Annotated in this window: 23 protein-coding genes and 1 pseudogene; 9 read left to right on the top strand and 15 right to left on the bottom strand. The window is 67.7% G+C overall.

Annotation, left to right across the window (positions count from 1 at the left end; translation table 11 throughout):
- Window positions 1–35 precede the first annotated feature (35 nt).
- The 9 genes from V3B41_RS01145 to V3B41_RS01105 all read right to left on the bottom strand — a co-directional run bounded on the left by V3B41_RS01145 (window position 36) and on the right by V3B41_RS01105 (window position 11,151).
- Window positions 36–794 (bottom strand): 2,3-dihydro-2,3-dihydroxybenzoate dehydrogenase, encoded by a 759-nt coding sequence (locus V3B41_RS01145; protein ID WP_329859695.1) that lies wholly within the window; start codon window positions 792–794, stop codon window positions 36–38.
- Window positions 785–4,675, bottom strand: coding sequence for an amino acid adenylation domain-containing protein (locus V3B41_RS01140; protein ID WP_329859693.1), 3,891 nt, complete (start codon window positions 4,673–4,675; stop codon window positions 785–787). Before V3B41_RS01140 ends, V3B41_RS01145 begins: the two co-directional genes overlap by 10 nt.
- Window positions 4,672–4,929, bottom strand: a complete 258-nt coding sequence (locus V3B41_RS01135) for a phosphopantetheine-binding protein (protein ID WP_049428457.1) — start codon at window positions 4,927–4,929, stop codon at window positions 4,672–4,674. The genes V3B41_RS01140 and V3B41_RS01135 overlap by 4 nt, the downstream gene beginning before the upstream one ends.
- On the bottom strand, window positions 4,929–5,561 hold the full coding sequence (locus tag V3B41_RS01130; RefSeq protein WP_329859690.1) for an isochorismatase family protein: 633 nt from the start codon (window positions 5,559–5,561) through the stop codon (window positions 4,929–4,931). Before V3B41_RS01130 ends, V3B41_RS01135 begins: the two co-directional genes overlap by 1 nt.
- Window positions 5,561–7,213 carry an AMP-binding protein gene (locus V3B41_RS01125; protein ID WP_329859688.1) on the bottom strand — a complete coding sequence of 551 codons (1,653 nt, stop codon included), beginning with the start codon at window positions 7,211–7,213 and terminating at the stop codon, window positions 5,561–5,563. Before V3B41_RS01125 ends, V3B41_RS01130 begins: the two co-directional genes overlap by 1 nt.
- Window positions 7,210–8,403 (bottom strand): isochorismate synthase, encoded by a 1,194-nt coding sequence (locus V3B41_RS01120; protein WP_329859686.1) that lies wholly within the window; start codon window positions 8,401–8,403, stop codon window positions 7,210–7,212. Before V3B41_RS01120 ends, V3B41_RS01125 begins: the two co-directional genes overlap by 4 nt.
- Window positions 8,400–9,596: an MFS transporter gene (locus V3B41_RS01115; RefSeq protein ID WP_329859684.1), complete on the bottom strand. Its 1,197-nt coding sequence runs from the start codon at window positions 9,594–9,596 to the stop codon at window positions 8,400–8,402. The genes V3B41_RS01120 and V3B41_RS01115 overlap by 4 nt, the downstream gene beginning before the upstream one ends.
- A 153-nt stretch (window positions 9,597–9,749) precedes the next feature.
- Window positions 9,750–10,061, bottom strand: coding sequence for a DUF3817 domain-containing protein (locus tag V3B41_RS01110; protein ID WP_032129991.1), 312 nt, complete (start codon window positions 10,059–10,061; stop codon window positions 9,750–9,752).
- A gap of 154 nt (window positions 10,062–10,215) precedes the next feature.
- Window positions 10,216–11,151 carry a TIGR03571 family LLM class oxidoreductase gene (locus tag V3B41_RS01105; RefSeq protein WP_329859682.1) on the bottom strand — a complete coding sequence of 312 codons (936 nt, stop codon included), beginning with the start codon at window positions 11,149–11,151 and terminating at the stop codon, window positions 10,216–10,218.
- 66 nt (window positions 11,152–11,217) lie between these two features.
- On the opposite strand from V3B41_RS01105, the gene V3B41_RS01100 reads away from it, so the two are divergent.
- The 5 genes from V3B41_RS01100 (at window position 11,218) to V3B41_RS01080 (ending at window position 15,335) form a co-directional block, all read left to right on the top strand.
- Window positions 11,218–11,667, top strand: a complete 450-nt coding sequence (locus V3B41_RS01100) for a GNAT family N-acetyltransferase (RefSeq protein ID WP_049428445.1) — start codon at window positions 11,218–11,220, stop codon at window positions 11,665–11,667.
- 119 nt (window positions 11,668–11,786) lie between these two features.
- Window positions 11,787–13,307 (top strand): thioredoxin family protein, encoded by a 1,521-nt coding sequence (locus V3B41_RS01095; protein ID WP_049428443.1) that lies wholly within the window; start codon window positions 11,787–11,789, stop codon window positions 13,305–13,307.
- A gap of 491 nt (window positions 13,308–13,798) precedes the next feature.
- Complete coding sequence (locus tag V3B41_RS01090) at window positions 13,799–14,428, top strand: superoxide dismutase (protein WP_329859680.1); 630 nt, start codon at window positions 13,799–13,801, stop codon at window positions 14,426–14,428.
- Complete coding sequence (locus V3B41_RS01085; protein WP_049428439.1) at window positions 14,425–15,000, top strand: flavin reductase family protein; 576 nt, start codon at window positions 14,425–14,427, stop codon at window positions 14,998–15,000. The genes V3B41_RS01090 and V3B41_RS01085 overlap by 4 nt, the downstream gene beginning before the upstream one ends.
- Entirely contained in the window at window positions 15,000–15,335 is a 336-nt protein-coding gene (locus tag V3B41_RS01080; protein WP_049428438.1) for a tetratricopeptide repeat protein, read from the top strand. Before V3B41_RS01085 ends, V3B41_RS01080 begins: the two co-directional genes overlap by 1 nt.
- A 5-nt stretch (window positions 15,336–15,340) precedes the next feature.
- On the opposite strand, the gene V3B41_RS01075 is transcribed toward V3B41_RS01080, so the two are convergent.
- Together V3B41_RS01075 and V3B41_RS01070 are read right to left on the bottom strand one after the other, a co-directional pair.
- Window positions 15,341–16,489 carry an acyl-CoA desaturase gene (locus V3B41_RS01075; RefSeq protein ID WP_049428436.1) on the bottom strand — a complete coding sequence of 383 codons (1,149 nt, stop codon included), beginning with the start codon at window positions 16,487–16,489 and terminating at the stop codon, window positions 15,341–15,343.
- 11 nt (window positions 16,490–16,500) lie between these two features.
- Window positions 16,501–17,571 (bottom strand): ferredoxin reductase, encoded by a 1,071-nt coding sequence (locus tag V3B41_RS01070; protein ID WP_049428434.1) that lies wholly within the window; start codon window positions 17,569–17,571, stop codon window positions 16,501–16,503.
- Between the two features lie 92 nt (window positions 17,572–17,663).
- On the opposite strand from V3B41_RS01070, the gene fabR reads away from it, so the two are divergent.
- The 3 genes from fabR (at window position 17,664) to V3B41_RS01055 (ending at window position 21,288) form a co-directional block, all read left to right on the top strand.
- Window positions 17,664–18,320, top strand: coding sequence for an HTH-type transcriptional repressor FabR (gene fabR / locus V3B41_RS01065; RefSeq protein WP_049428432.1), 657 nt, complete (start codon window positions 17,664–17,666; stop codon window positions 18,318–18,320).
- Window positions 18,321–18,590: 270 nt separating this feature from the next.
- Window positions 18,591–20,750: a TonB-dependent receptor gene (locus tag V3B41_RS01060; protein ID WP_197620634.1), complete on the top strand. Its 2,160-nt coding sequence runs from the start codon at window positions 18,591–18,593 to the stop codon at window positions 20,748–20,750.
- Window positions 20,740–21,288 carry a thioredoxin-like domain-containing protein gene (locus V3B41_RS01055; protein ID WP_329859675.1) on the top strand — a complete coding sequence of 183 codons (549 nt, stop codon included), beginning with the start codon at window positions 20,740–20,742 and terminating at the stop codon, window positions 21,286–21,288. Before V3B41_RS01060 ends, V3B41_RS01055 begins: the two co-directional genes overlap by 11 nt.
- A 114-nt stretch (window positions 21,289–21,402) precedes the next feature.
- On the opposite strand, the gene mntR is transcribed toward V3B41_RS01055, so the two are convergent.
- Complete coding sequence (gene mntR / locus V3B41_RS01050) at window positions 21,403–21,873, bottom strand: manganese-binding transcriptional regulator MntR (RefSeq protein ID WP_006372477.1); 471 nt, start codon at window positions 21,871–21,873, stop codon at window positions 21,403–21,405.
- A gap of 117 nt (window positions 21,874–21,990) precedes the next feature.
- Between mntR and V3B41_RS01045 the strand changes: the two are divergent.
- Window positions 21,991–23,321: pseudogene (locus tag V3B41_RS01045) on the top strand (Nramp family divalent metal transporter).
- Between the two features lie 188 nt (window positions 23,322–23,509).
- Here the strand turns inward: V3B41_RS01045 and V3B41_RS01040 are convergent.
- Genes V3B41_RS01040 through V3B41_RS01030 form a run of 3 tightly spaced genes read right to left on the bottom strand, consistent with a single transcriptional unit; the run spans window position 23,510 to window position 25,341 of the window.
- Complete coding sequence (locus tag V3B41_RS01040; RefSeq protein WP_049428425.1) at window positions 23,510–23,836, bottom strand: thioredoxin family protein; 327 nt, start codon at window positions 23,834–23,836, stop codon at window positions 23,510–23,512.
- Window positions 23,808–24,275 carry a flavodoxin gene (locus V3B41_RS01035; protein WP_080354987.1) on the bottom strand — a complete coding sequence of 156 codons (468 nt, stop codon included), beginning with the start codon at window positions 24,273–24,275 and terminating at the stop codon, window positions 23,808–23,810. The genes V3B41_RS01040 and V3B41_RS01035 overlap by 29 nt, the downstream gene beginning before the upstream one ends.
- A 25-nt stretch (window positions 24,276–24,300) precedes the next feature.
- Window positions 24,301–25,341 (bottom strand): ribonucleotide-diphosphate reductase subunit beta, encoded by a 1,041-nt coding sequence (locus tag V3B41_RS01030; protein WP_049428423.1) that lies wholly within the window; start codon window positions 25,339–25,341, stop codon window positions 24,301–24,303.
- Between the last annotated feature and the right edge of the window lie 35 nt (window positions 25,342–25,376).

The following is a 25,376-nucleotide window of genomic DNA, read 5'->3' as shown; positions in this document are numbered from 1 at the left end:
GGAACAGCCGAGCATGGGCTCGGCTCTACAAAAGCTCACCCACGCAGGGTGGCGCCGCCGTCCACATACAGGTCGCTCATCGCCACATGCCCAGCCTGTTCGGAGAGCAGGAACATCACCGAGTGCGCGATGTCCTCCGGGGTGGCCAGCTTGCGCAGCGGAATACCGGCCTTGTAGGTTTGAAGGTTGCCGACGATCACCCGCTCGGCACCATGCTCGTCCAGCCACATGCCGGTCTGCATCGGGGTCAGTGTTGAACCCGGGGCAACGATGTTGCAGCGGATGCCCAGCGGCGCCAGTTCCAGCCCGAGGCAGCGGGTAAACATCGTGGCGGCGGCCTTGGAGGCCGCATAGGCCGCCATGCCGTGCCTCGGCACGCCGGCCGCATTCGAACTGACGGTGACAATCGCGCCCTGCCCACGCGGTGACATCACCCGCGCCAACGCCCTTCCGACATGGAACACGCCATCGGCATTGACTGCAAACACCCGGCGCCAGTCGTCGTCGGTGGTCCCGGTGACGCTACCCACATGCAGTACGCCGGCCACGCTGGCGGCCAGCATGATCGGCCCGATGCTGGACTCGACCTGATCCACCAAGGCGTCCACGGCGGCGCTGTCGGTTACATCGAGTGCGAGCGACTTCACCCGGGTATCTGCCACGCGCGGTGCCTCGCGATCGGTCGCTACCACGGTGCAGCCGGCCTCGGCCAACAGCCGTACCAACGCCTCGCCAATGCCGCCGGATGCACCCGTAACCAACGCTACGCGGCCCTCGAAACCGGTCAACTGCATGTTGCGATCTCCTGTTGCTCGTCCCATTGGCGCAGCCGCGCCGACAACCACGGTGCCAGCTGCGCTACCGCATCGCGGCCGGTCAGTTCGGCGTGCATGAACGGCAATTCCAGCGCCTGCACCTTGCGCGCATGAGTCCGCCACAGCGCCGACTGCAGCTGTGGTCGCGCGTGGTGATCACGGCCCGCACGCACGTGCACCAGCGTGCCGTCGAATGGCTGGTGGATATGTTCGCGGATCAGTCGATTGGTGCCGGTCACGGCGCGCACCACGCCATCGAGCACCACATCCGGCAGGCTACCCAGCGCGCTGCCGCCACGACGCAGGAACGCGAGAATGCGTTCCCGGCTGTCCAGTTCCGGATGCGCATCCGGGTCATGACCGGCAATCGCCAGCAGTGCCCGCAATGCGGCAATGGGATCGGGTTCCGGCTCGGCCCGCCAGCACTCGCTGGGATAGGCGTCCAGCAGCACCAGCTCGCCTACCTCGCGCCCGATCTCATGCAGGCGCACCGCCATCGCCTGCGCGAGGATGCCCCCCACCGACCAGCCCAGCAGGTGCACCGGCCCCTTCGGCTGTAGTGCAACCACGCGTTGCACGTAGTCGTTGGCCATCGCCTCGATGCTGCTCGGCAGCGGCTGCCGCGCGTTCAGTGCCGGCGACTGCAGGCCATACACCGGGCGTGCCGGCTGCAGTGCCCGGGCCAGGGTGCGGTAGTTCCAGGCGATGCCACCAGCCGGGTGCAGCACGAACAGCGGCGTGGCCCCGGCCGCTTCGGTCGCGGCCAGCGCGATCACCGGCCCCAGCGCGTGATCGGCCAGCGTGGGCGGTTCGGCAATACGAACCGCCAGTGCTGCCACCGTCGGCTGGGCAAACAAGGCCCCCAGACCGAGATCGCAGCGCCAACGCTGCTCGATCGCCAGCAGCAGGTGCACCGCCGACAGCGAGTCACCGCCGAGACTGAAGAAATCCGCATCCACTGCCACCGGCGCCTGGCGCCCAAGCGCCTGGGCGAACAGCACCGCCAGCTCCTGTTCCAGCGGCGTGCGCGGCGCCAATCCGGCAACCTCATTCTGCGGCGGCTTCGGCAGCGCGTTGCGGTCGAGCTTGCCATTGGCGGTCACCGGCCAGTGGTCCACACCGACAAATGCCGACGGCACCATGTAGTCCGGCACGCGCGTGACCAGGTGACTGCGCAGCAGCACAGCGTCGGCAAGCGCGGTTGGCACATAGGCCACCAGCCGGGCATCGCCGGGAACGTCCTGGCGCAGCAGCACTTCCACGCGCTCCATGCCGGGCAGTTCGCGCAGTGCCGCCTCGATCTCGCCCAGTTCGATGCGCAGGCCACGCAGTTTCACCTGATGGTCGCTGCGGCCCAGGTACTCGACCGCGCCATCGCCACGCCAGCGCGCCACATCGCCGGTACGGTAGATGCGCTCGCCCGCCAGGAACGGATCAGCCAGGAAGCGTTCGTTGGTCAGGTCATCGCGGCCCAGGTAGCCACGCGCCAGCTGGACGCCCCCCAGGTACAGGTCACCGGGCACGCCCACCGGCACCGGCTGCATCCGGGCGTCCAGCACGTACAGCCGGGTATTCCAGACCGGGAACCCGATCGGCACCGGCCGCGAGCGATCCTGCGCCGACGCCGGCCAGTAGCTGACGTCCACCGCAGCTTCGGTCGGGCCATACAGGTTGTGCAGCTCGGCGTGCACACGCGCGTGGAAGCGGTCGCGGGACGAAGCATCCAGCGCCTCGCCACTGGTGAACACCCGTCGCAGCTGCAGCCCTTCGGAGGCCGGTGCAGCGAGGAAGGCATCCAACATCGATGGCACGAAATGCGCCGTGGTGATGCCATGCTCGCGGATCAGCCGCGCCAGTTCGGTGGGGTCGCGATGCGCGTCCGGCCCGGCGACCACCAGCGTGGCTCCGCACAGCAGCGGCAGGAAGAACTCCCAGACCGAGACGTCGAAGGTGGCCGGGGTCTTCTGCAGCACGCGGTCGTCTGCCTTGAATCCATAGTGCTCGCGCATCCACAGCAGGCGGTTGACGATGGCGCGGTGTTCGACGACCACGCCCTTGGGCTCGCCGGTCGAACCGGACGTATAGATCACGTAGGCCGCATCGTCAGGTGCCGGATCGGCCCACGGTGTGGCAAAACTCAGCGCAGTCCACTGCTCCGGCGCAAGCACTGGCACGCCGGCCATGCGTGCCGCTACGTCCGCCGCAGCCAGAACGCATACCGGCTGTGCCGAGGCGAGAATACGCGCCAGGCGCTCGTCCGGATGGGCAAGGTCCAACGGCAGGTAGGCGGCGCCGGCACGCAGCACCGCGACCAGCGCGATCACCAGCTCCAGCGAGCGCGGCAATGCCACCGCCACCACGCTGCCCGGGCCGACATCCATTGTCCGCAGCTGTGCCGCCAGCGCGAAGCTGCGCGCTTCCAGCGTTGCATGCTCCAGCGTGGAAACACCGAAGACCAGCGCGGGTGCGTGCGGATCACGGTCCATGCCCTGCTGCAGCAGTTCAACCAACGTTGTCGGTGGCAGCCCGTGCGCGGTCGCATTGAATTCATGCACCACCTGCTGCGCTTCTTCGACGGTGGCCAGCGGCACGGCCGAGATGTCTTCAACCTGAAGTGCCGCCGACACGAAATGCAGCAACCGCGCCGCGTGCGCCTGCACATCCTCGCGACGGTACAGCGCGGGGTTGGCCTCGATCTCCAGATCCAGCAGGCTCTGGCCATCACCACGGAAGCCCAGCGTCAGGTCATCCACCGGCCCGGTGCACAGCACCTCCAGTGTCGCCTGTACGCCTGGCAGGGCCAGTGGCCTGTAGAACGGCTGCACATTCACCATCGGACCGTGCAGACGCTGCTGCGCGCCCACCAGGCCCAGATCCCGGCGCAGTTGCTCGCCTCGATAACGGCCGTGCTTGCGACCCTGGCTGAGCTGCCGGCCCAGCGCGCGGGTGAAGGCCTCGACACTGCCCTCGCTGGTGGCCACGCGCAGCGGCAATACATTCATCACCATCGACGGCACCCGCGCCGACGCGTTGCCAAGGCGTCCCATGTAGGGCACGCCCAGCACCACTTCATCGGCGGCGCTCATCCGTCGCAGGTACTCGGCCGACAACGCGGCCAGTACATCCGGCCAGGGCTGAAGCCAACGCACCGAGGCCTGCAGCAGCTGCCCACGGAACGCCGCATCGAGCGGCTGCACCCAGCGCACCGCGTCGTCACTGGCCGCATGCGTACCGGCCAGGCCCACGCCTGCCGGTGCGCCCTGCATGTGCTCGCGCCACCACTGCCCGGCCTGCGCGCGACGCGGATCGGCACGATAGGCGACGTCATCGGCCAGCACGCCCGCCAGCCCCGGCAGCGGCTCACCGGTACGGCCGGCATACAACGCGCACATGCGATCCGTGAACAGCGCCATGCCGTAGCCGTCGGCGGCCAGATGGTGCACACGCAGGTACCAGACCCAGCGCTGCCTACCCAGATCAAGCAGCAGCTGCTGGCTGATCCGGTCGCGGGTGGGATCCACCGGGCTCAGCCGGTCGGCCTGCATCAGGCCACGCGCCGCAGCTGCGGGATCCGCTTCGGCGGAAACATCTCTCACCGAAAGCCGTGGCACATGTGCCGGGTCGTACCACTGCAGGGGCTGACCGTCGTCGCCCTCGGCAAAGCGCAGCGCGAAGGCCTCTGCCTCAACTGCGGCCTGGTCTGCCGCTGCGACGAACGCAGCCACATCCAATGGCCCATCGATCCACACCGCATGTGCCGTGTTGAACGACGGGTTGTCCGGTGCCAGCCGCTGTGCGAACCACAATCCCGCCTGCGCCTCGGTCAATGCCACCGGCGTGGCCAGCGCGACGGCGTTCATGCGCTCTGTGCGGCCTGCAGCGTCTGCACCACGCCCCACCACTGGCGCAGCGTGGTGTGCTCGGCCAGCTGTGAGAACTCCAGCGGCAGGCCGGTGTTGCCCCAGGCCAGGACCAGGCCGAGCATGCGCATCGAGTCCAGGTCCAGGTCGATCAGGTTATCGTCGTCACCGATCTCGGCCGGCTTGCACTCCAGCACGCGCGCGACGTCGGCGCGCATCCGCTCCAGATCCAGCACCTCACCGGTGGCCGTCATCACAGCACCTCCAGCAGCTGGTCGGTGGTCATCGGCACGCCGCAGGTGCGCGCGATCCATTGCAGCGCCTGATCGTGGTCGGCGCGCGAGAAGTCCGCCACCGCATCGGCGGCGATGAAGGCCTCGATGTCACGCTGGAAGGCCTCGACCACGGTCGCGGTACAGCCGATATGGGCGTACACGCCGGTCACCAGCAGCTGGTCGCGCCCACGTACCCGCATCAGCGTCTCCAGGTTGCTGCGCTGGAAGGCGCTGTAGCGGTGCTTCATCAGCACGTGCTCCCCCGGCTGCGGTGCCAGCGCTTCGATGATCGCCTCGTGGTCGGCACTGCGGCGCATGCCTGGCCCCCACAGGTCAGCCTGCAAGCCACGGTCACGGCGGTCCTGGTCGCCATGCTGGGCGGTGTAGAACACCGGAATACCGTGCGCGCGGCAGTGCGCCAGCAGGCGTGCGATATTGTCCACGGCCGGCCGCAGCGGGGCGTTGCCAGCGTCAAACGCGGCCAGGAAGTAGCGCTGCATGTCGTGCACCAGCAAAGCGACACGATCGCGCTGCGGGCGCCATGGTCCACGCGCCTGCGGCAGTTCGGCGGCAGTCGGCAAGGGATAGTCGGTGATACGGGGCAGCGCCATCAGCGCGTTCCTCCTGTCTGTTGCAGATGACGCGCACGCAGCTGCGCGCGCAGTTCGCGGCGACTGATCTTGCCGACCGCAGTGGTATCGAAGCTGTCGACGAACACGATCTGGTCCGGCACCTTGAACGCCGCCAAGCCGCGCCCGCGCATCCAGGATTTCAGCGCCGGGGCCTTGAACGGTTCGCCCTGTGGAATCACGAAGGCGCAGCTGCGCTCGCCCAGATACTCATCGGGAATGGAGACCACGGCGGCGTCGAACACCCCGGGGTGGGCCAGCAGGTGGTCCTCGATCTCCTCGGCGGAGATCTTCTCGCCGGCGCGGTTGATGTGGTCACCTGCACGGCCCTGCACCACCAGGTAGCCTCCGGGCAGCTGCTGTACGCGGTCGCCGGTGCGATAGAAGCCGTCGTCGGTGAACGAGCGCGCATTGGCCACCGCATCGTTGTGGTAGCCACGGATGGTGTACGGGCCACGGGTGAGCAGATGCCCCACCTCGCCTTCGGCCACCGGCTGGTCATGGTCATCAACCACGCGCACTTCATCATCCGGACTGATCGGCCGGCCCTGGCAGGCCACGATCAGTTCCTCCGGATCATCCAGACGCGTGTAGTTGACCAGGCCTTCGGCCATGCCGAACACCTGTTGCAGCATGCAGCCAAGACCATCGATCACCCGCCGCGCGGCTTCCGGCACCAGCTTGGCCCCACCCACCTGCAGTACCTGCAGGCTGGACAGATCGTGCTTGCTGGTTGCAGCCGCCTGCGTCCAAAGCAACGCCAGCGGCGGCACCAGGCCACAGCAGGTCACCCGCTCCCGCGCGATCAGGGGGAAGGCCGCGTCCGGGCCGGGACCGGGGCTGAGTACCACGCGGGCACCGGCGTACAACGCACCGAAGAAGCCCGGCGAACTCATCGGGAAGTTGTGCGCGGCCGGCAGCGCGACCAGATACACGCTGTCGCGGTCGATGCCGCAGATAGCGTTGCTGGCACGGAACGAGTAGATGTAATCATCGTGCGTGCGTGGAATCAGCTTGGACAGCCCGGTGCTGCCACCGGAAATCTGCAGGAACGCCACCGACTGCGGATCCGGATCGGCCGGCAATTGGCCGCGATCGCCCTGCAGCATCTCCAGCGCCGTGAACTCCTGTGCATCGCCATCGATCACCACCTCGCGAATCGCTGGCACTTCAGCCTGCAGCGCCCGCGCCAACGTACGGTGATCGAAGCCATCATGCAGGTCGGTCGTGATGTAGGCACTGGCCTCGGCCTTGCTGGCGAAATGCGCCAGTTCCGTGATGCGATGTGCAGGCAGCGCGTATACCGGCACAAGGCCAGCGCGGAACAGGCCGCAGACCGTAGTGATGAACCCCGCGCTGTTGCCCAGCTGCACCAGCACCCGTTCGCCCGGCCGCACGCCGAGTGCCAGCAGGCCCGCGCCGATGCGCCCGGCCTCGTGCCATAGCTGCGCGTAGCTCAGGCGGACATCACCGGCGACCACCGCGATGTCGTCGGCGTAGCGCTCCGCGCGCTCACGCAGGAACGCCGGGAAGGTCTCGCCGCGCCAATGCCCTGCCTCGCGGTAATGGGCGGCCAGGTCATCAGGCCACACCTGCTGCAGGGGCAGGCGGGAAGAATCAGGGGAAGCGTTCATGCAGCAGGCTCGATGGCGGGCGCCGGCTCATGGACGCCGAGCGCATTCAACAGGGCAGCGAACTTGGCTGCGGTTTCGGCAACCTCTGCCTCGGGTTGCGAGTCGGCGACGATGCCTGCACCGGCGTACAGGCGCAGCTGCGTGCCCTGCAGGCGCGCACAGCGGATCGCCACGTACCAGTCGCCATCACCTTGTGCATCCAACCAACCCACCGCCCCTGCATAGAAGCCGCGTGGCACCGGCTCCAGCTTGCGAATGCGTTGCAGCGCCGCCAGCTGCGGCGTTCCGCAGACCGCTGGCGTGGGGTGCAGCCGGGCCAGCAGTTCGGCGGCGGACGTCTGCGGATCCTTCAGGGTGGCGTGGATGCGGGTACCGAGGTGCCACATGCTGGCAGTGGCATGCAGCACCGGGCGCGGCTGTGCATCGACGTGGCTGCAGTACGGCGCCAGGCCATCGACGATGGCCTCGACCACATGGCGATGCTCGTCATGGTCCTTGGTCGAGGCCAGCAGCGCCTGCGCGGCACGCTCGTCCTCTGCGGCATCGGCGCTGCGCCGGGCGGAGCCCGCCAGCGGGTGCGACAGCAGCTCGGCGCCACGCTTGCGCAGCAGCAGCTCCGGGGTTGCCCCCACCAGCCAGGCTGGCGCCTGACCCGGCTCCACCGGTAACGGCACAGCGTAGGTTGCCACCGAGGGATCCGCACCAAGGCGTGCCAGCAGCACATCCGGAGACAGTGCCTGGCGGGTGCGGGCCAGCAGGCTGCGCGCCAGCACCACCTTGTGCAGGTTCTGCTCGGGCGCACGCAAGGCCTGCACTGCCGCAGCGACTGCAGCGGCATAGTCCTGCGGCACAGGCTCGGCCAGCAGGGCGCCGTCCAGCGGCGGTGCGGCCTGCGGCTGCAGTGCCAGCGCCGGCAGCAGGCGCTCGGGCTGGTACAGCGCATCGTCGGCACGCGGCTCGAACGGCACCGCGCCAACCAGCAGGCCCGGGCCGCCACGCTGCTGGGCGAAGAAGCCCGCAACGCGCACTGCCAACGTTGCCAGTGCGCCGGCCGGCAGCGCGGCGCGGCAGCCGCGTGCGTGCACGTGCTGGCCAGCATGCTGCAGCAGGAACAGCGACGCGTCGTCGGTGCTGTCCAGCGGCGCTGGCGCAGCCTCCGGCCACGCGCCCTGCGTCAGGGAATCGTTCATGGGGTCTCCTTCATCCGATGCGCTGCGGCCAGCGCGCACAGCAACAGCAGCAGTGCGCCGACCAGCAGGTAAGGCAGGCTCGGCCCGCCGCGATACAACAGCGTGCCGAGCATCGGCCCGGCCACCATGCCCAGTCCCTGCGCAGCAGCGACGGTGCCAGCGGCAGCCCCCTGCTCGTGCGCTTCCACCGCGTCAGCGGCCAGTGCCTGGAACGAGGGGAACACGAAACCCATGCCAAATGCCGCCAGCGCATACGCCGCTGGCAACTGCCAGGCCTGCTGAACGCCTGCCACCGATGCGAAACCGATGCCGGAAATCAGTGCACCGAGAACGATCCAGCGGCGCGGACGCACGTCCAGCTTCATCACCAGCGCCTGCGCCAGGATCAGGCCGACCCCGACCGCTGTGAGTGCAATGCCCGCCATGCGTGCGCCGGCCGCCGCATCGAGGCCCAGGCGATCGATCGCGAAGAAGCCCACCGTGACCTGCGCGATGGTCACCGAGACCATCGCGATGAAGGCGGCCAGCTGCGGCAGGCGCAGGCGCCGGTCGAGGCGGCTCATCGGCGTGCGACGCTGTGCGTTGCCAGCCGCCACCGGGGGCGTCGCCGGCAGTCGCCAGGCCAGCAGCGCCAACGCCACCAATGGCAGCAGCGCGGCCACGTACAGCGCCAGCGACAGGTTCGTATAGGCCAGCCAGCCCGCGGCAGCCGGGCCGAGCACCATGCCCAGCGCGTTGGCACTGCCCAGGCGGGCGAGGAATTTTGCACGCTGTCCGGTGGGTGCCCTGTCGGCGATCAGCGCCGCAGCGGTGGGCGGCACCGCAGCGTAGAACAGGCCGATCAGGCCGCGCGCGCCCACCAGCACCAGTACCGATACCAGCACCGGCGGCACCGCCTGCAGGGCAACGTCGATGAACACGGCCAGTGCGATGTAGACCACGGTGTAGGCACTCATCGCCAGCATCAACACCCGTTTGCGGCCGATGCGGTCGCTGAGCTGGCCCCACGGGCGTGCAGCCAGCATCCACAGCACGCCTGCGGCGGTAACCGACAGGCCGGCATGCCACTCGGACAGGCCAAGCATGCGGACCACCGGACCGATCACGGCGACGAAGGACATCATCGCCATGGTGCCGATCAGGGCAGCCAACACCAGCGCCGGCAAGCCGGGAACGACGGGACGTGCGTGCATGAAACACCAGCCGTAACAGGAAAGGATGGCCGGGCGCACCTGCGCGCCCCACCCGGCACCGGCCCTGCTCAGGACGGGACGCCACTTTCAAATGATAACGGCTCGTATTTGCATTTGATACCCATTCTCTTGAATGGGCGCGCAACAGTGGGTTCAGCGCATTGCACGCAGGCCCAGCAGGCCGCGACGCTTGAACCACCATTCCAGTGGCAGCGTCACCAGCGGCGGGATCGCTGCCAGCAGTGCCAGGGCGCTGGCCCACCACGGCCAGCGCAGGCGCACCGCTGCGAACAGGGTGACTGCCACGTACACCAGGAAGGCCACGCCGTGCAGAGGCCCGAACAACTTCACCAGCGCCACGTTGGCCATGGGGCCGTATTTCATCCACATGCCGATGAGCAGGCCGGCCCAGGTCACGGCTTCGATGAAAGCGACCGCGGCGAACAGGCGTCCGGTCGGGTGCATGGGGGAACGTTGGGTCACACGGGGCTCCGGCATCGGGATATCAAATGCGAATGGTACGCAGATGCGAACATTCCGGACACCGGCGGGTGGCGCCGGGCCATGCCCGGCGAGCGCAGCGGTGGCAGCGACAGAGCGTGTCCACCAAGGTGGACACCTACCGGAGCATATGCGGCAGCACCTGCTCCCCAATCTCGCGCAGCACTGCGTCCATCGGCCGCCCGTTGTCGACCAGGTTGAACATCACGTGCGCCACGCCCTGCGCGTGCACGCGGTGCAGGTAGTCGCGCAGGCCGACGCGGCCGACCTTCAGCCCCAGCGGCAACGGCTCGGGCGGCGCCTGCGGATCGGCCTGCAGATCCAGCAGCATCGACTGCACGAACGGCTTGGCCGGTCCGCCCTGCAGCGCCTGCGCCTGTTGCCACAGGCCGATGCGCCCTTCCTGCGCGGCCTCTTCGCGGTGATAGGTGGCCCAGCCTTCAGCCTCGCGCGCGATCCACTGCAGGCTCTGTCGCGCGGTACCCACCACCAGCATCGGAATGCGCGTGGTTGGCGCTGGCAATACATCGAAGCCGCCGGTGGCCTGCCGCACCGAAGCCCGTTCCTCCGCATCGGGGGACAGCGCGGCACGCAACAGCGACCAACGCTCACGGAACGTCGCCGCCCTGCCCTCCAGGTCTTCGCCGAATGCCGCGAACTCTTCCAGCCGATCGCCCGACCCCAGGCCCAGCACGAAGCGTCCGTCGCTGATCCGGTCCAGGCTCAACGCCGACTTCGCCGCCTGCAGCGGATGGCGCAACGGCAGCACAATGGCTGCGCTGCCAACGGCGATGCGTTCGGTTGCGGCAGCCAGCATGCCCAACCACAGGAACGGATCGTCCAGCGCGCTGGCTGCCGCATCTGGTCCCTGCGGCACCATCAACGGCACGTCGCGCGTCCACAGCGCGGCAAAGCCGAGGTCATCGGCCAGCCGCGCGATGCGCCTGGCTTCGCCCAGATCGGCCAGCCCGTGTGCTGCCACGGGCGTCATCAGGCCCAGGCTCAGGCCCTGTTGCGGAAACAGGGCAGCGTAAGCGGGATTGAAATCACTCATGCCCGCAGCTTAGCGTGCAGGCATGCGGCAACGATGGCGCGCCGCCCACCACGGGAAGAACACTGCATGCCGAAGATCCGCCCTGCCCACGCCGATGACCTGCCCGCGATCAGCGCGGTGTGCCTGGCCGCATTCAACGCGGCGGTCGCGCCCTCGCTCAGTGCAACCGGCGTTGCCACCTTCGGCAGTATCGCTGCGGCAGATGCCTTCGGCACACGCCTGCTGGGCGACAACCACATCCTGGTGGCCGAACACGAAAACCGTATCGTCGGTGTGATCGAACTGAAGGAAGGCCGGCATCTTGCGATGCTGTTCGTCGATCCCACCTGCCAGGGCCAGGGCATCGGCCATGCCTTGTTCGAGGCGGTGCTGCCGCTGGTGCGCGAGCCGGTCCTGACCGTGCGCGCCTCGCTCAATGCAGTGCCAACCTACCGGCGCTACGGCTTCGTGCGGGACGGCGATGTCGGCGAGTTCAATGGGCTGGTGTATCAGCAGATGATGCGGGCAGCGGCCTGAAGGCATCCGCCCGGTAATGCCCGGTGGGCGTCATGCCCTGCAGCACGCCCGTCATGAGCAAACTGAATCAGCAGGCTCCCCGGTCGTTCCTACAATGGCCTGTCACCCTGCCCTTCGAGATGCTGCCGATGCGCGTCGCGCTTTCCGTGTTGCTGCTGGCTTCGGCGCTGAGCGCCTGTACCCCGGCCCCGGTTTCCACCGCCAACTCGGCCGAGGCACCCGCGCCAGCCACCGCCATCGCCTGGCGCCAGGGCGATGTGGACGATGCCTTCGCTGAGGCCGCCGACAGCGGCAAGCCGGTGCTGCTGTACTGGGGCGCGGTCTGGTGCCCGCCGTGCAACCAGCTCAAGGCCGGCCTGTTCAAGGACCCCGCCTTCATCGCGCTGACCGGCAAGTTCGTGCCGGTCTATCTGGATGGCGACGAGGAAGGTGCGCAGGCCTGGGGCGAGCGCTTCGGCGTGCGTGGTTACCCGACCCTGATCGTGCTCGACCCGGAGCGTAACGAAATCACCCGTGTGGCCGGTGGCAACGACGCCGCCGAACTGACCCGTGCACTGACCGTGGCCGCCGGCCGTCGCAGCGCGGTCGCCGCTACGCTGGCCACCGCGCTCGCCACGCCGGACAGGCTGGCCGCCGAGGATTGGCAGGTGCTGGGCGACTACGGCTGGGAAGTGGACGCCAATCGCCTGGCCGGCGAGCGCAAGAGTGCCGACGTGCTGCGCCAGCTTGCCAGGACCGCACCGGATGCCGCCCTGCAGCGCCGCTTAGCCCTGCTGGCACTGGCTACTGCGGAAAAGCCGGATGCACCGCCCACCGAGGTGCGTGAACTGTTGCAGGCCGTGCTGGCGCAGCCGGCCGAAGTCCGCCGCAACCGTGAGTTGCTGGGCTATGCAGGCGCGCAGCTGGTCAAGCAGGCCAGTGCAGGGCCGGCCACCAGCAACACGCTGGGGCAGCAGCTGCTCGTCGCGCTGGAGCGCGCAGACGCCGAGCGCGGCGACCGCGCCGACGACGCATTGTCGCGTGCGCTGACCGAAGTATCCCTTGCCCGCCAGCAGCAGCCGAAGGGTGTACTGCCCGCCGCGCTGGTTGATCGGGTCAAGCAGCGCGTGGCTGCTGCAGACGCGGCCTCCACTGATGCGCATGCGCGCCAGGCCACGATCAGCAGCGCGGTCTACGCACTGCGCCAGGTCGGTGACGACGCCGGTGCCGAGTCGCTGTTGCTGGCGGAACTGAAGCGCAGCGAGCAGCCCTATTACTACATGCCCGAACTGGCCGAACTGGCCGAGCAGCGCGGCGACACCGCCGGTGCGCTGGAGTGGCTGAAGCGCGCCTACGACGGCGCGCAGGGCCCGGCAACCCGCGTGCAGTGGGGCGTGCTGTATGTGGAAGGCCTGCTGAAGCTGGCACCGGACGATGCACCACGCATCGAGCAGGCGACCGCCTCGCTGATCGCCGAACTGGAGGCACAGCCGTCGGGCTACCACCAGCGCACCCGCCAACGCTTCGAGCGCCTGGCCGGGCAGTTGAAGGCGTGGAGCGGCAAGCACCAGGGTGCGGAGACGCTGGCGCGGTTGCAGCAGCGGATGCAGCAGGCCTGCGGTGACCAGGTGGATGGTGCCTGCAAGGATTGGTTGAGTTGATGAAGGCTCGGGTTCTGGTGGTGGCGGGGGGGGGGGGGGGGCCCCCCCCCCCCCGGGGGGGGGGGGGGGGGCGGCCCCCACCATGCCGCTGTTGGGCGGGGGGCGTGGACGACGCCTCGGGTTGGGGGGGGGCCGGCCGCGGGCCGGCAACCCGACCCTGCCTGTATGCCGGCCAGCGGCCGGCACTACCATTCCGCTTTTGCTCCTGCTCTTGCCTTTGACTCCGTCTCCGCGCCGGCGCAGGGAGCTATCCAGCGTGGGGGGGTGTGCGTAGCCAGGACCGTTGGCGCCATGGATGGCGCCATCGAGCCCCCATGGATGGGTTCACGGCGTGTCCCGGCTACGCACATCCGCCCGCGCCCTCGCTGAACAGTCAAAGCGCCGGGAGCGCACGCCTTCCATCCATGACCCTTGACCTCAACCAATGTTGAGGTGCGATAACGATCTCCCCACGGCCAGCCTCTCTGGCCTTCCCCACGGAGATTGCTTCGATGTCGTACTCGCTTCCCCCGCTCCCCTACGCCTACGACGCCCTCGAGCCGCACTTCGATGCGCGCACGATGGAGATCCACCACAGCAAGCACCACCAGACCTATGTCAACAACCTCAATGCCGCCATCGAACAGGCCGGCCTCGACGATCAGCCGGTCGAGGCACTGATCGCCCAGCTCGATACCGTGCCCGAGGCGCAGCGCGGCGCGATCCGCAACAACGGCGGCGGCCACGCCAACCACAGCCTGTTCTGGACCGTGCTCAGCGCCAGCGGTGGCGCACCGGATGATGAACTGACAGCGGCCATCGACCGCGACCTCGGCGGTTTCGACGCCTTCAAGGACGCCTTCACCAAGGCCGCCCAGACCCGTTTCGGCAGCGGTTGGGCCTGGCTGACCAGCGATCGCGATGGCCGCCTGCAGGTGGAAAGCAGTGCCAACCAGGACAGCCCGCTGATGGGTGCAACCGTTGGCCTGTCCGGCAACACCCCGATCCTCGCACTGGATGTCTGGGAACACGCCTACTACCTGCACTACCAGAACCGCCGCCCCGACTACATCGGTGCGTTCTTCAACATCATCAACTGGGCCGAGGTCGGCCGGCGCTACCGCCAGGCCCGGGCCTCATGAGCGGCGAGACACTGCCGTACGCCGGGCCGTGGGCGGGGGTCTTCCCCGCCCCGGCGCCGGTGCCGTCGGTCGAGATGCCGCCGCGTGCACTGCGGCGGCTGCTCGGTCACTTCCCCACCGGGGTGGCCATCGTCTGCGCGCGCGATGCACAGGGCAAGCCGGTCGGCCTGACCATCAATTCGTTCGTGCCGGTGTCATTGCAGCCGCCACTGGTGCTGTGGAACCTGGCGTTGCACGCACAGAGCCTGTCCACCTTCCAGCGCGCCACCCGCTTTGCAATCAACGTGCTGGCAGCCGACCAGGAAGCGCTGGCCCGGCGCTTCGCCGATCCGCAGGTCCGCAACCGCTTCGACGGCCTGGCATTGCTGGATGATGACGAGGACGCCGCACCACGCATCGCCGGTGCGGTCGCCCATCTCACCTGTACCCGCCACGCGATGTGGCCGGTGGGCGATCACCTGCTGCTGGCCGGACGCATCATCGAGGCGCACGAGAACGGCGGCGCGCCGCTGCTGTTCCATCGCGGCCGCTTCCAGCCAGGCCCCACCGAACTGCTGGTCGAGGTGCGCTGATGAACATCGAAGCCCTGGAATGCATGCTTGCCAACGGCAAGGACGGCGCGCTGCTGCGCTTCGGCCTGGGCAAGGGCTGGCTGGATGCCGGCAACCCGGTCCGCGCGGCCACCCACCTGGGCCGCTGCGTGGTGCTTGATCCGCAGTACTCGGCCGCCTGGAAACTGCTCGGCAAAGCCTGGCTTGCCGGTGGCCAACCGCAGGCGGCGCGCGAGGCGTGGCAACGCGGGCTGAGCGTGGCCGGCAGCAAGGGTGACCAGCAGGCACGCAAGGAAATGCAGGTGTTCCTGCGCCGCCTGGACCGCGAACAGGCGGCCCTGGCGAAGGCGGGCTGAGTCGATCAGCCCGCGTTGGCCGACGCCGGTGCGGACATGATGTCCGACATCGGCAGGCGGCGCGGCTTGCTCGGGAACGCGTGGCGCAGGATGCGCCAGACCACCTGGCCGAACTGGCGCGGCAACGAGCCGTTGTTGTAATGCTGGCCGTAACGGTGGCAGATGTCCTTCACTTCCTTGGCAATGGCCGCATAGCGGTTGGCCGGCAGGTCCGGGTAGAAGTGGTGCTCGATCTGGTGGCTGAGGTTGCCCGACAGCACGTTGATCAGGAAGCCGCCGCTGATGTTGGACGAACCACGCAACTGGCGCAGGTACCAGTGGCCACGCGATTCATTGCGCAGGCACTCCTTCGGGAACGTTTCCGATTCGGCGGTGAAGTGGCCGCAGAAGATGATCACGTAGGTCCAGATGTTGCGCAGGCCGTTGGCCACCATGTTGCCCAGCATCACGGTGAGGAAGAACGGGCCGGCAAGCAGCGGGAAGAACACGTAGTCCTTCAGCACCTGGCGGGCCATTTTCCGTGCCACCGGGCGGGTCTGCAGCCACATTGCACGCGCACTCATGCGCCCCTTCAGCCAACGGCCCAGGCGCAGGTCCTGCGCGGCCACGCCCCACTGGAACAGCAGCGCGAAGATCGGCGCGATGATCGGCTGCAGCAGGTAGAACGGCTTCCAGCGCTGTTCCGGGAAGATGCGCAGCAGGCCGTAGCCGATGTCATCGTCCATGCCGCGCACGTTGGTGTAGGTGTGGTGGCGGAAATTGTGGGTCTTGCGCCAGTTGTCGGCGGTGGCAACGATGTCCCACTCGTAGGTGTTGCCATTGAGCTTGGGGTCGCCGGTCCAGTCGAACTGGCCGTGCATGACGTTGTGGCCCAGCTCCATGTTTTCCAGGATCTTGGACAACGCCAGCAGCAGCGTGCCGGTGATCGCGGCCGGCCACAGCAGCGGCATCCAGAACAGCGGCGAGAACGCCGCCAGGAACAGCAGGCCACGGCCACCCACGCCGAACCAGCGCACGGCGGCGGCCACGCGGCGGATGTAACGGGTATCGGAGGCGCCAAGGCTGCCGATCACACGGTCGCGGATCGCGTCGAGCTCCTCGCCGAAGGCATGCATCTCGGCAGTACTCAAGGCACGGTCGGTAGCGCGGGTCATGGCAGGCGTCCTCAGAGATCCAGGGTCAGGTCGGTGGTCGGTGCGCTCACGCATATCCGCACCGGCTGTGCCGAGTCGGACTGCAGGTCGCCGGTGCGCAGGTGGCGGGTAGCGCCACTGACGCGATCACAGGTGCAGGTGTTGCAGATGCCCATGCGGCAACCGTGCCTGGGCTTGATGCCATGCGCTTCCAGGCTTTCCAGCAGCGAGCGGCCACGCGGCACGCTCAACTGGCGGCCACTGCGCGCAAGCGTCAGCGACACCTCGCCTTCGCTGCTGGCATCGCCCAGCGGCGCCGGCGGGGTGAAGGCTTCGGCCTGGAAGCCGGCGACCTGCTGCGCCAGCCGCGAACGTGCAGCGGCGACGAACCCATCCGGGCCGCAGGCCAGCACGTGGCGCTGCGCCAGCGGCGTGTCATCGCCCGCGACCTGCAGATCGTGGGTATCGATGCGCGCGGCCGGCACCTCGCCGTCGCGGGTGGTCAGCAGATGCACGCGCAGGTTCGGCTGCGCCGCGGCCAGCGCCTGCAGTTCATCACGGAACTGCAGATGGGCCGCGGTGCGCTCCCAGTAGAACACGTCCACCGGCGCCGCCAGCGGGCGCTGGCAGGCCTCACGCAGCAGGCTGCGCATCGGCGTGATGCCACTGCCGGCGGCCAGCAGCAGCACTGGGGCGGCGGCCGGCATATGGAACTCGCCGAAGGCGGCATCGAGGCGGAACAGTTCGCCCGGCCGCGCATGGTGGACCAGATGCTGGCTGACCCGGCCGCCGTCTACCGCCTTGACGGTGATGGCCAGCTCGCGCGGCCCCAACGCGGTGGGGCTGTAGCTGCGCTGCCACAGGCGTCCTTCCATCTCGACGCCCAGGGTGACGTGCTGGCCGGCGCGCATGCCGGCCCAGTGCCGGTTGGTGCGCAGGACCAGGGTCGCCGCGCCCTCGCCGGCCGGCTCGCGCCGGACCAGGCGGGCCATTGGCTCGCGCAGTGTCCACAGGGGATTGAGCTGGCCCGCCCAGAAATCGAACAGCGACGGCGAGACCCAGCGGTACGGAGAGAACAGGGACGGACGGACGACAGCGCTCATGGGCGCACTATACGGGCGCACATACACCTGTGTATACATGTGTATATTGAACCGGATTGGGTATGATTCAGCCTCGCCCCACCGGAACCCCCATGGCCGCCGCCACCGCCTTGTCGACGCCCGAAGATGCCAACAGCCCGGCCCGCCGTACGGTGAGCCGCGAGGATCTGCTTGCCGCCGCCCTGAAACTGATCGGGCCGCACCGCAGCCTGTCCACGCTCAGCCTGCGCGAAGTGGCACGTGAGGCCGGCATCGCGCCCAACAGCTTCTACCGGCAGTTCCGCGACATGGACGAACTGGCCGTGGCGCTGATCGATGCGGCCGGCCGCTCGCTGCGCACCATCATCGGCGAGGCCCGCCAGCGCGCCACCTCCACCGCCACCAGCGTGGTGCGCGTTTCCGTGGAGACCTTCATGGAGCAGCTGCGCGCCGACGACAAGCTGCTGCACGTGCTGCTGCGCGAAGGCGCGGTCGGCTCGGACGACTTCAAGCACGCCGTCGAACGCGAGCTGCACTATTTCGAAGAAGAACTGCAGCACGACCTGGTGCGCCTGGCCGCGCTGGATGGCGCGGTGCTGCACGCCCCGGAACTGGTGGCCAAGGCCATCACCCGGCTGGTGTTCGCGATGGGCGCCACCGCCATGGACCTGCCGCCGGAGAAGGATCCGGAACTGGTCGAACAGATCTCCACGATGATCCGCATGATCATCGTCGGCGCCCGAAGCCCCGCCGCCTTCCGCCGCGGCTGATCGAGGCCGGCGCCCGGGGTCGGATCCCTTTCCGCAGGAACGGGCTCTGACCCCCACCCTCTGCAGCGCCCCAGAACGACATGACCACCGGCAGGGTTGTCGCTGCTTTGTGTAATGTTATAACACCCCCATGATCTGACTCGACCGCCGCCCCACACGGAATGGCTACGGCTTCGTTATATAGCAATTGCTATGTTGATAAGCTACTGCTTTCATATGCGTCAGCCAGGTCGCCCTCGCCGCATTTCTTCCCCCAAGGACGACGCCCCCATGCCCGTTGCCAATCCCCTCTTCCGTCGGCTGCCCTTGGCCGCCGCCATCGCCCTGACCCTGCCTCTGCCCGCGCTGGCTGCTACACCCAAGCCGACCGAGCTGGACCGCGTGCAGGTCAAGGTCAGCACCGCCACCCGCAGCGAACGCCTGCTCTCCGATGTCCCGATCCGCACCGAAGTGCTGCGCAAGGAAGACATCGCGCTGCGCGCGGCCACCGACTTCTCGCGTGCCGCCGAGCTGATCAACGGCCTGCGCGTGGAGAGCAACTGCCAGAACTGCAACACCAGCGAAGTTCAGCTGCTGGGCCTGCCCGGCGCCTACAACCAGCTGCTGTTCGATGGCATTCCGCTGCTGTCCACGCTGGGCAGCGTCTATGGCCTGGAACAGATTCCGGCCGGCTTCGTCGACCGCATCGAAGTGGTCAAGGGCGGTGGCTCGGCGCTGTACGGCCCGGGCGCGGTCGCCGGTGTGATCAACCTGATTCCGCCGCTGCCTGCACGCAGCGGCGGCCATGTGCAGGCCGGTGTGGACGTGCTGAAGGGCACGCCGCAGAAGAATGCCGACGTGCGCCTGGACCTGGTGGCGAAGGACGCCGACGCCGGGCTTTCAGTGATTGCCCAGCGCAACTGGAACAACGGCATCGACTACAACGGCGACGGCTATACCGAGATCACCCGCAAGAACCTCAAGGTGGGCGGGCTGCAGGCCTGGTATGCACCCAGTCCCGGCGCGCGGCTGCGCCTGGACCTGCAGGTGACCGATGAAACCCGCCGCGGCGGCAACCGACTGGATCAACCGGAATACCTGGCCAACATCGCCGAGTCGCTGGATACGAAGTACCGGCACGGCAGCGTGTCATGGGACCAGCAAATCAATGCCGACGTTGATTTCCGCCTGGCCTACGCCTTCGCCGACATCGATCGCGACAGCTTCTACGGCGGCCTGGGTGACGTGGCCACCGATCCGTCCACGCCCGGCTATGACCCTTCGCAACTGGACCGCAACGTGGCCGGCAGCGCGGCCTCGCGTTCGTGGCGCCAGTACGGCCGCACGCACAACCCGCTGCACTACATCGACAGCCAGTTGAACTGGCGGTTGGGTGCGCACGCGCTGGCCTTCGGCGTGCAGTACAAGCACGAGGCGCTGCGCGACGACAATCGCACCGGTGACGGCCAGCGTCTTGCCGTGCTGGAGGATGCCACCTTCCACAACCTGGGCGCCTTCATCCAGGACGAGTGGAGCCTGCGCGACAACGTCGACGTGGTGCTGGGTGCACGCGTGGACAAGAGCTCGGAGTTGGACAACGCGGTGTTCTCGCCGCGCATCGCGCTGGCCTGGCAGGCCACGCCAAACCTGAAATGGCGGGCGGGCATTGCCACCGGCTTCCGTGCACCGGAGATCTTCGTCGAGGATGTGCACGTCGATACGCTCGGCGGCGAACAGGTGCGCGTGCGCAATACCGATGGTCTGAAGGAAGAGCGCGCGTTGACCACCCTGTTCGGCTTCGATTGGCGGTCGGACCCGGCCAATCCGGTGTGGAGCTGGGATGCCACTGCGTCCTATGCACGCATCCGCGATACCTTCGCGCTGGGCGAGATCCAGCGCGGCGATGACGGCCAGCTGAGCCAGCTGCGCTACAACGCCTCCGGCTCGAACGTGCTGGGCGCGGAAACCAACCTGGGCTGGCAACCCTCGCCGCAGTGGCGCCTGACCGCCGGTGCTTCGTGGTATCGCTCGCGCTTCCGCGAACCGCAACGCATCTTCGACGATACCGGCGATGGTGGCGACACCGTCATCGAAAGCCGCGATTACCTGAAGACCCCGCGCTGGACCGGCCTGGCCCAGCTCAGCTGGATGCCGGCCGAGCCGTGGGAGACCTTCGTCGCGCTGCGCCATACCGGCCCGATGTCGGTACTGAACAACCGGCTGGGCGAGCTGCACCGTACGCGTTCGTTCCTGGTCACTGATCTTGGTGCGCGCTGGCACCGCCATCTGGGCGCGCAGGCGCAGCAGGAAGTGTCGGTGGCCGCGGGCGTCAAGAACGTGTTCGATCAGCGCCAGAAGGATCTGGAGGTAGGCGCGCTGCGTGACAGCGACTATGTCTACGGGCCGCGTTTCGCGCGCTCGTGGTACGTCAACCTGCGTTATGCGTTCTGAGCCACTACGAGCGTTGTTGCTGGCCTGTGCCCTGCTGCTGGGCGCGCCGGCGATGTCTGCGGACCTGCACGCGCAGGTCTCGGCCTCGCTGATGCGGCCGGAACAGCGCTCGCTGCGGCCGATGCAGTGGACGCCGCCGCCGAAGCTGGTGGCGCTGTACTTCGGCGCCGACTGGTGTGCGCCGTGCCATGCCTTCGTACCCACACTGCGCAGCGTACGCGACGCGTTGCGCGAGGCCGGCGCCGATACCGAAGTGGTGTACGTCAGCCTGGATGAGAGCGAGAGCGCGCTGCGCCGCTACATGCACGCGCAGGACATGCCGTGGCCGGTGCTGGACCCGCGCCGCGCCGCGCGCATGCCGGCGCTGCAGGCCCTGGCTGGGCTGGCACCGCCGAATCTGGTGCTGATCGATGCCGACGGCAAGGTGCTGGCCAACGGCTGGCAGGGGCGGCGTTACGAAGGGTTGCAGCCGGTGTTGAAGGAATGGGCGAAACGGGCGTGCGCGCAGGTACAGGCCCGCTGCCCGCCTGACCTGTAGCGTCGAGCCATGCTCGACGCATTCCATCACCGTGCAAACGGCAGCCGAGCATGGCTCGGCTCTACAAAAACCGGGATCGCGCGAACGGCCGCCGGGCATGGCCCGGCGCTACCGTTACGGCGCCTCACCCTCGGCCTTGCGCACGAACGCCTCGAACAGCGCCAGCGTCTGCTCGCTCACATGGTGCTCGATACCCTCCGCATCACGCCGTGCCGTATCAGGGTCCACGCCCAGTGCCAGCAGGAAACGCTCCACGGTCTGGTGCCGCTGGCGGCTGGCATGCGCCAGCGCCTCGCCTTCCGGGGTCAGGAACACGCCGCGGTACGGCCGCTGCACCACCCAGCCATCACGAGCCAACCGCCGCAGCATCTTCGCCACGGTGGGCTGGGCCACGCCCAGGCGGGTGGCGATATCGACCTGGCGGGCCTCGCCACCGTCGGCCAGCAGGTCCGAGATCAGCTCGACATAGTCCTCCACCAGCTCCATCCGGTGCGCCTCGCGCACTTGGCGGAAGCTCTCGACCTGGCGCTCGGCCTCGATCAAGGGGGTGCTTTTCAGCGATGTCGAATCGTCGGTCTTGCCCACGCCTGCGCCTGTTCTTCCGGTCTACTCCGGGTTTGAAACTGAATTCTGGACCAGTAACGCGATAAAGACGATTGTTTCACATTGCTAATGACTATAGCAGGAGCTATATTCGGACCCATGAACACCCTGGCGCCCCGCGACCCTTCGGCCCCACCCCGGCCAGCCTGGGCGCGCTCAATGCCTCGGTGGCGGTACCCGACAAGGGGCACTGGTGGTTCCGCCTGCTGGCCTTCCTCGGCCCGGGCTACATGATTTCGGTCGGCTACATGGACCCGGGCAACTGGGCCACCGATCTGGCCGGCGGCTCGCGCTTCGGCTACCTGCTGCTGTCTGTCATCCTCATTTCCAACCTGATGGCGGTGATCCTGCAGGCGCTGTCGGCGCGGCTGGGCATCGCCACCGGCATGGACCTGGCGCAGGCCTGCCGCGCGCGTTACCCCAAGCCGGTGAACCTGGCACTGTGGGCGCTGTGCGAGGCGGCCATCATCGCCTGCGACCTGGCCGAGGTGATCGGCACTGCGATCGCGCTGAAGCTGCTGTTCGACCTGCCCCTGCTCTGGGGCGCAGTGATCACCGCGCTGGACACGCTTCTGGTACTGCTGTTGATGAACCGCGGCTTCCGCGCACTGGAAGCGTTCGTAATCGCGCTGCTGATGGTGATCTTCGGCTGCTTCATGGTGCAGATCGCATTGGCCGCACCACCGGTGATGGCGGTGCTGGGCGGGTTCATTCCGCGCGCCCAGGTGGTGACCGATCCGCACGCGCTGTACATCGCCATCGGCATCATCGGCGCCACGGTGATGCCGCATAACCTGTACCTGCATTCGTCCATCGTGCAGACCCGCGCCTACCCGCGCACCGATGAGGGCCGTCGCAGCGCGCTGCGCTGGGCGGTGACCGACAGCACCCTCGCGCTGACCCTGGCACTGTTCATCAACGCCAGCATCCTGATCCTGGCGGCGGCGGTGTTCCATGCCAATGGCCGCTTCGATGTGGAAGACATCGAGCAGGCGCACCAGCTGCTGGCGCCTATGCTGGGGGTGGGCGCGGCGGCGACGTTGTTCGCGGTGGCGCTGCTGGCGTCGGGCCTGAATTCAACGGTGACCGCTACGCTGGCCGGGCAGATCGTGATGGAAGGCTTCCTGCACCTGCGCCTGCCGCCGTGGCTGCGGCGGCTGATCACGCGGGCGCTGGCGATCATTCCGGTGGTGGTGGTGATCATGCTGTTCGGCGACCAGGGCGCGGTGAAGCTGCTGGTGCTGAGCCAGGTGGTGCTGTCGATGCAGCTGCCGTTTGCGATCATCCCGCTGGTGCGGATCGTGACCGACAAGGTGACGATGGGTGCGCTGGTGGCGCCGCGCTGGCTGGGTGCGATTGCCTGGGTGATCGCGCTGGTGATCGTGGTGCTGAACGTGAAGCTGCTGGTGGATACCTTCAGCGGCGGGTGACGCCAAATGGACGGCCCCTGCCCCGGTAGATCCACGCCATGCGTGGATGCGCTTGTAGAGTCGAGCCATGCTCGACTCATCGCGCACCGCGCGAACAGCAGCCGAGCATGGCTCGGCTCTACAGAGATCAGGATCCCGCGAAAGGCTGCCGGGCATGGCCCGGCGCTACCGATGCAACCACCCGGGCCTCACAGATACAACGCGATCGCGACCTCGATCTGCTGCGGCGACTGGAACCCGGCCAGTCGCGTGCGTTCGTCACCATCACGGAACAGCGATAGCGTCGGTGTCTGCCGCAGCCCCAGCTCACGGAAGAACGCCTCGCCGAGCACCTCCAGCTGCACGCGCAGCAGGGTGGTACCCTGGCCTGCACTGCTGGTGGCTACCCGGTGCAGGGACATTTCCAGCATCCGGCAGCCCGGGCACTGGTCCTTGTGGAAATCCACCAGCACCCGCGGGTGCTCGGCCAGCAGCTGCTGGAACTGCTCAGGCGTGGTGGCGTCGATGATCTGCATCGGTGTTGCTCCAGTAGTGGGCCAGGACCGCATCGGTCCAGGCACTGATGGCCTCGGCGTGGCGAACGCCATGCGGCATCTGTTCGATCTCCAGCGGCGGGTAGTCGCTGCGGAAATAGTGGATCAGCCGGTGCACGGCACCGCAGTAGTATTCCTGCCCCCACTGCGTTTCGCCGGTGCCGAACACCGCCAGCTGCCGTGGCCGCTCGCCGCGCTCGACAATACCGGCCACCCACGCCTTCATCTCCGCTGGCGTACGCCCGGCGTTGTCGGTCCAGCAGCCCAGCAGCACCAGGTCGGCCTCATCGGCCGCCAGCGGCGGTGCCTGGCGCAGGTCGTCGGCCTCCTGCCAGTGCACCGTATGGCCGGCAGCGCGGCAGCGTTTGGCAATCAGCCGGCCGAGTTCGCGGGTGTTGCCGCTCAACGAGGCAACCACCACCAGGATGCTCAGCGCGGCGCTGGGCTCAGAGGTCGTCGAACCCGTTGTCGACGTTGGTCTTCTTGTAGCTTGCATTGCGCATCTCGAAGAAGTCGGTCTTGGTCTCGGTGAAGTTGTCGGCGTAGGCCTTGATCCAGGGCATCACGTTGTCGGTGGTGTCGCTATACAGGCGCTCGATGCCCAGCATGCCGGCCATCTTGTTGGCCCGGTACTTCACGTAGCGCGTCATCTCCTCGACATCGATGCCGTCGATGCCGTCCAGTACTTCCGAGGACCACTGCGTCTCCAGTTCGATCGCATGCTCGAACGCCTGGTGCACGTACGCGGTCAGTTCATTGGTCTGCAGCTCCGGGTTCTCGCCGATGATGGCGCGGATCAGCTCGCTGATGAACTTGGTGTGGGCCAGCTCGTCACGGTTGATGAAGCTGATGATCTTGCCGGTGCCGGTCATGCGGTTCTGCCGCACCATGTTGTAGAAGTAGGCAAACCCGGAATAGAAGTTGATGCCCTCCAGGATCGACGACTGGATCAGCGACTTCAGCAGGGTCTCGGCGGTCTTTTCGCGCATGAAATCGTCATACGCCCCCATGATCGGCGCGTTGCGCTTGATGATGGTCGGGTGCGTGCGGGCGATCTCGAAGATGCGGTTCTGGTTCGGCAGGTCGGTGATCGAGGCCAGCACGTAGCTGTAGCTCTCGTTGTGGATCACCTCCTGCTGGCCGATGATCGCCGCGTTGGCATGCGCCGCCGGGTCGGTGATGTACTCGGCCACGTTGTAGATGAAGCGCGTCTGTGGCGAATCCAGCGTGGCCAGCAGGCCGATGATCGAGTCGTAAGCGTTCTTCTCGCGCCCGGACAGCTCGCCGTACTGGCGCGCATCCAGCTTCATGTCCACCTCGTCGGGAATCCAGAAGTTGGTCGACAACTCCTTGTAGGCCCGATAGAACGAGGGGTACGGAATGTCGTTCCAGTTCAGGATGCCGCTGGTGCGGCCATTGATGATGCCGGTGCTGCGGTTCGGGTGGCGCGGTTCGAGGATCTTGATGCGGTCGAGCGGGGTTGCCATGGTCGTTTGCCTTCGCATTACGTGCATTGCGGATG

The sequence above is a fragment of the Stenotrophomonas sp. SMYL89 genome (assembly GCF_036319985.1).
Classification (GTDB): domain Bacteria; phylum Pseudomonadota; class Gammaproteobacteria; order Xanthomonadales; family Xanthomonadaceae; genus Stenotrophomonas; species Stenotrophomonas maltophilia_Q.
This window is presented reverse-complemented; position numbering and strand designations above follow the sequence as displayed.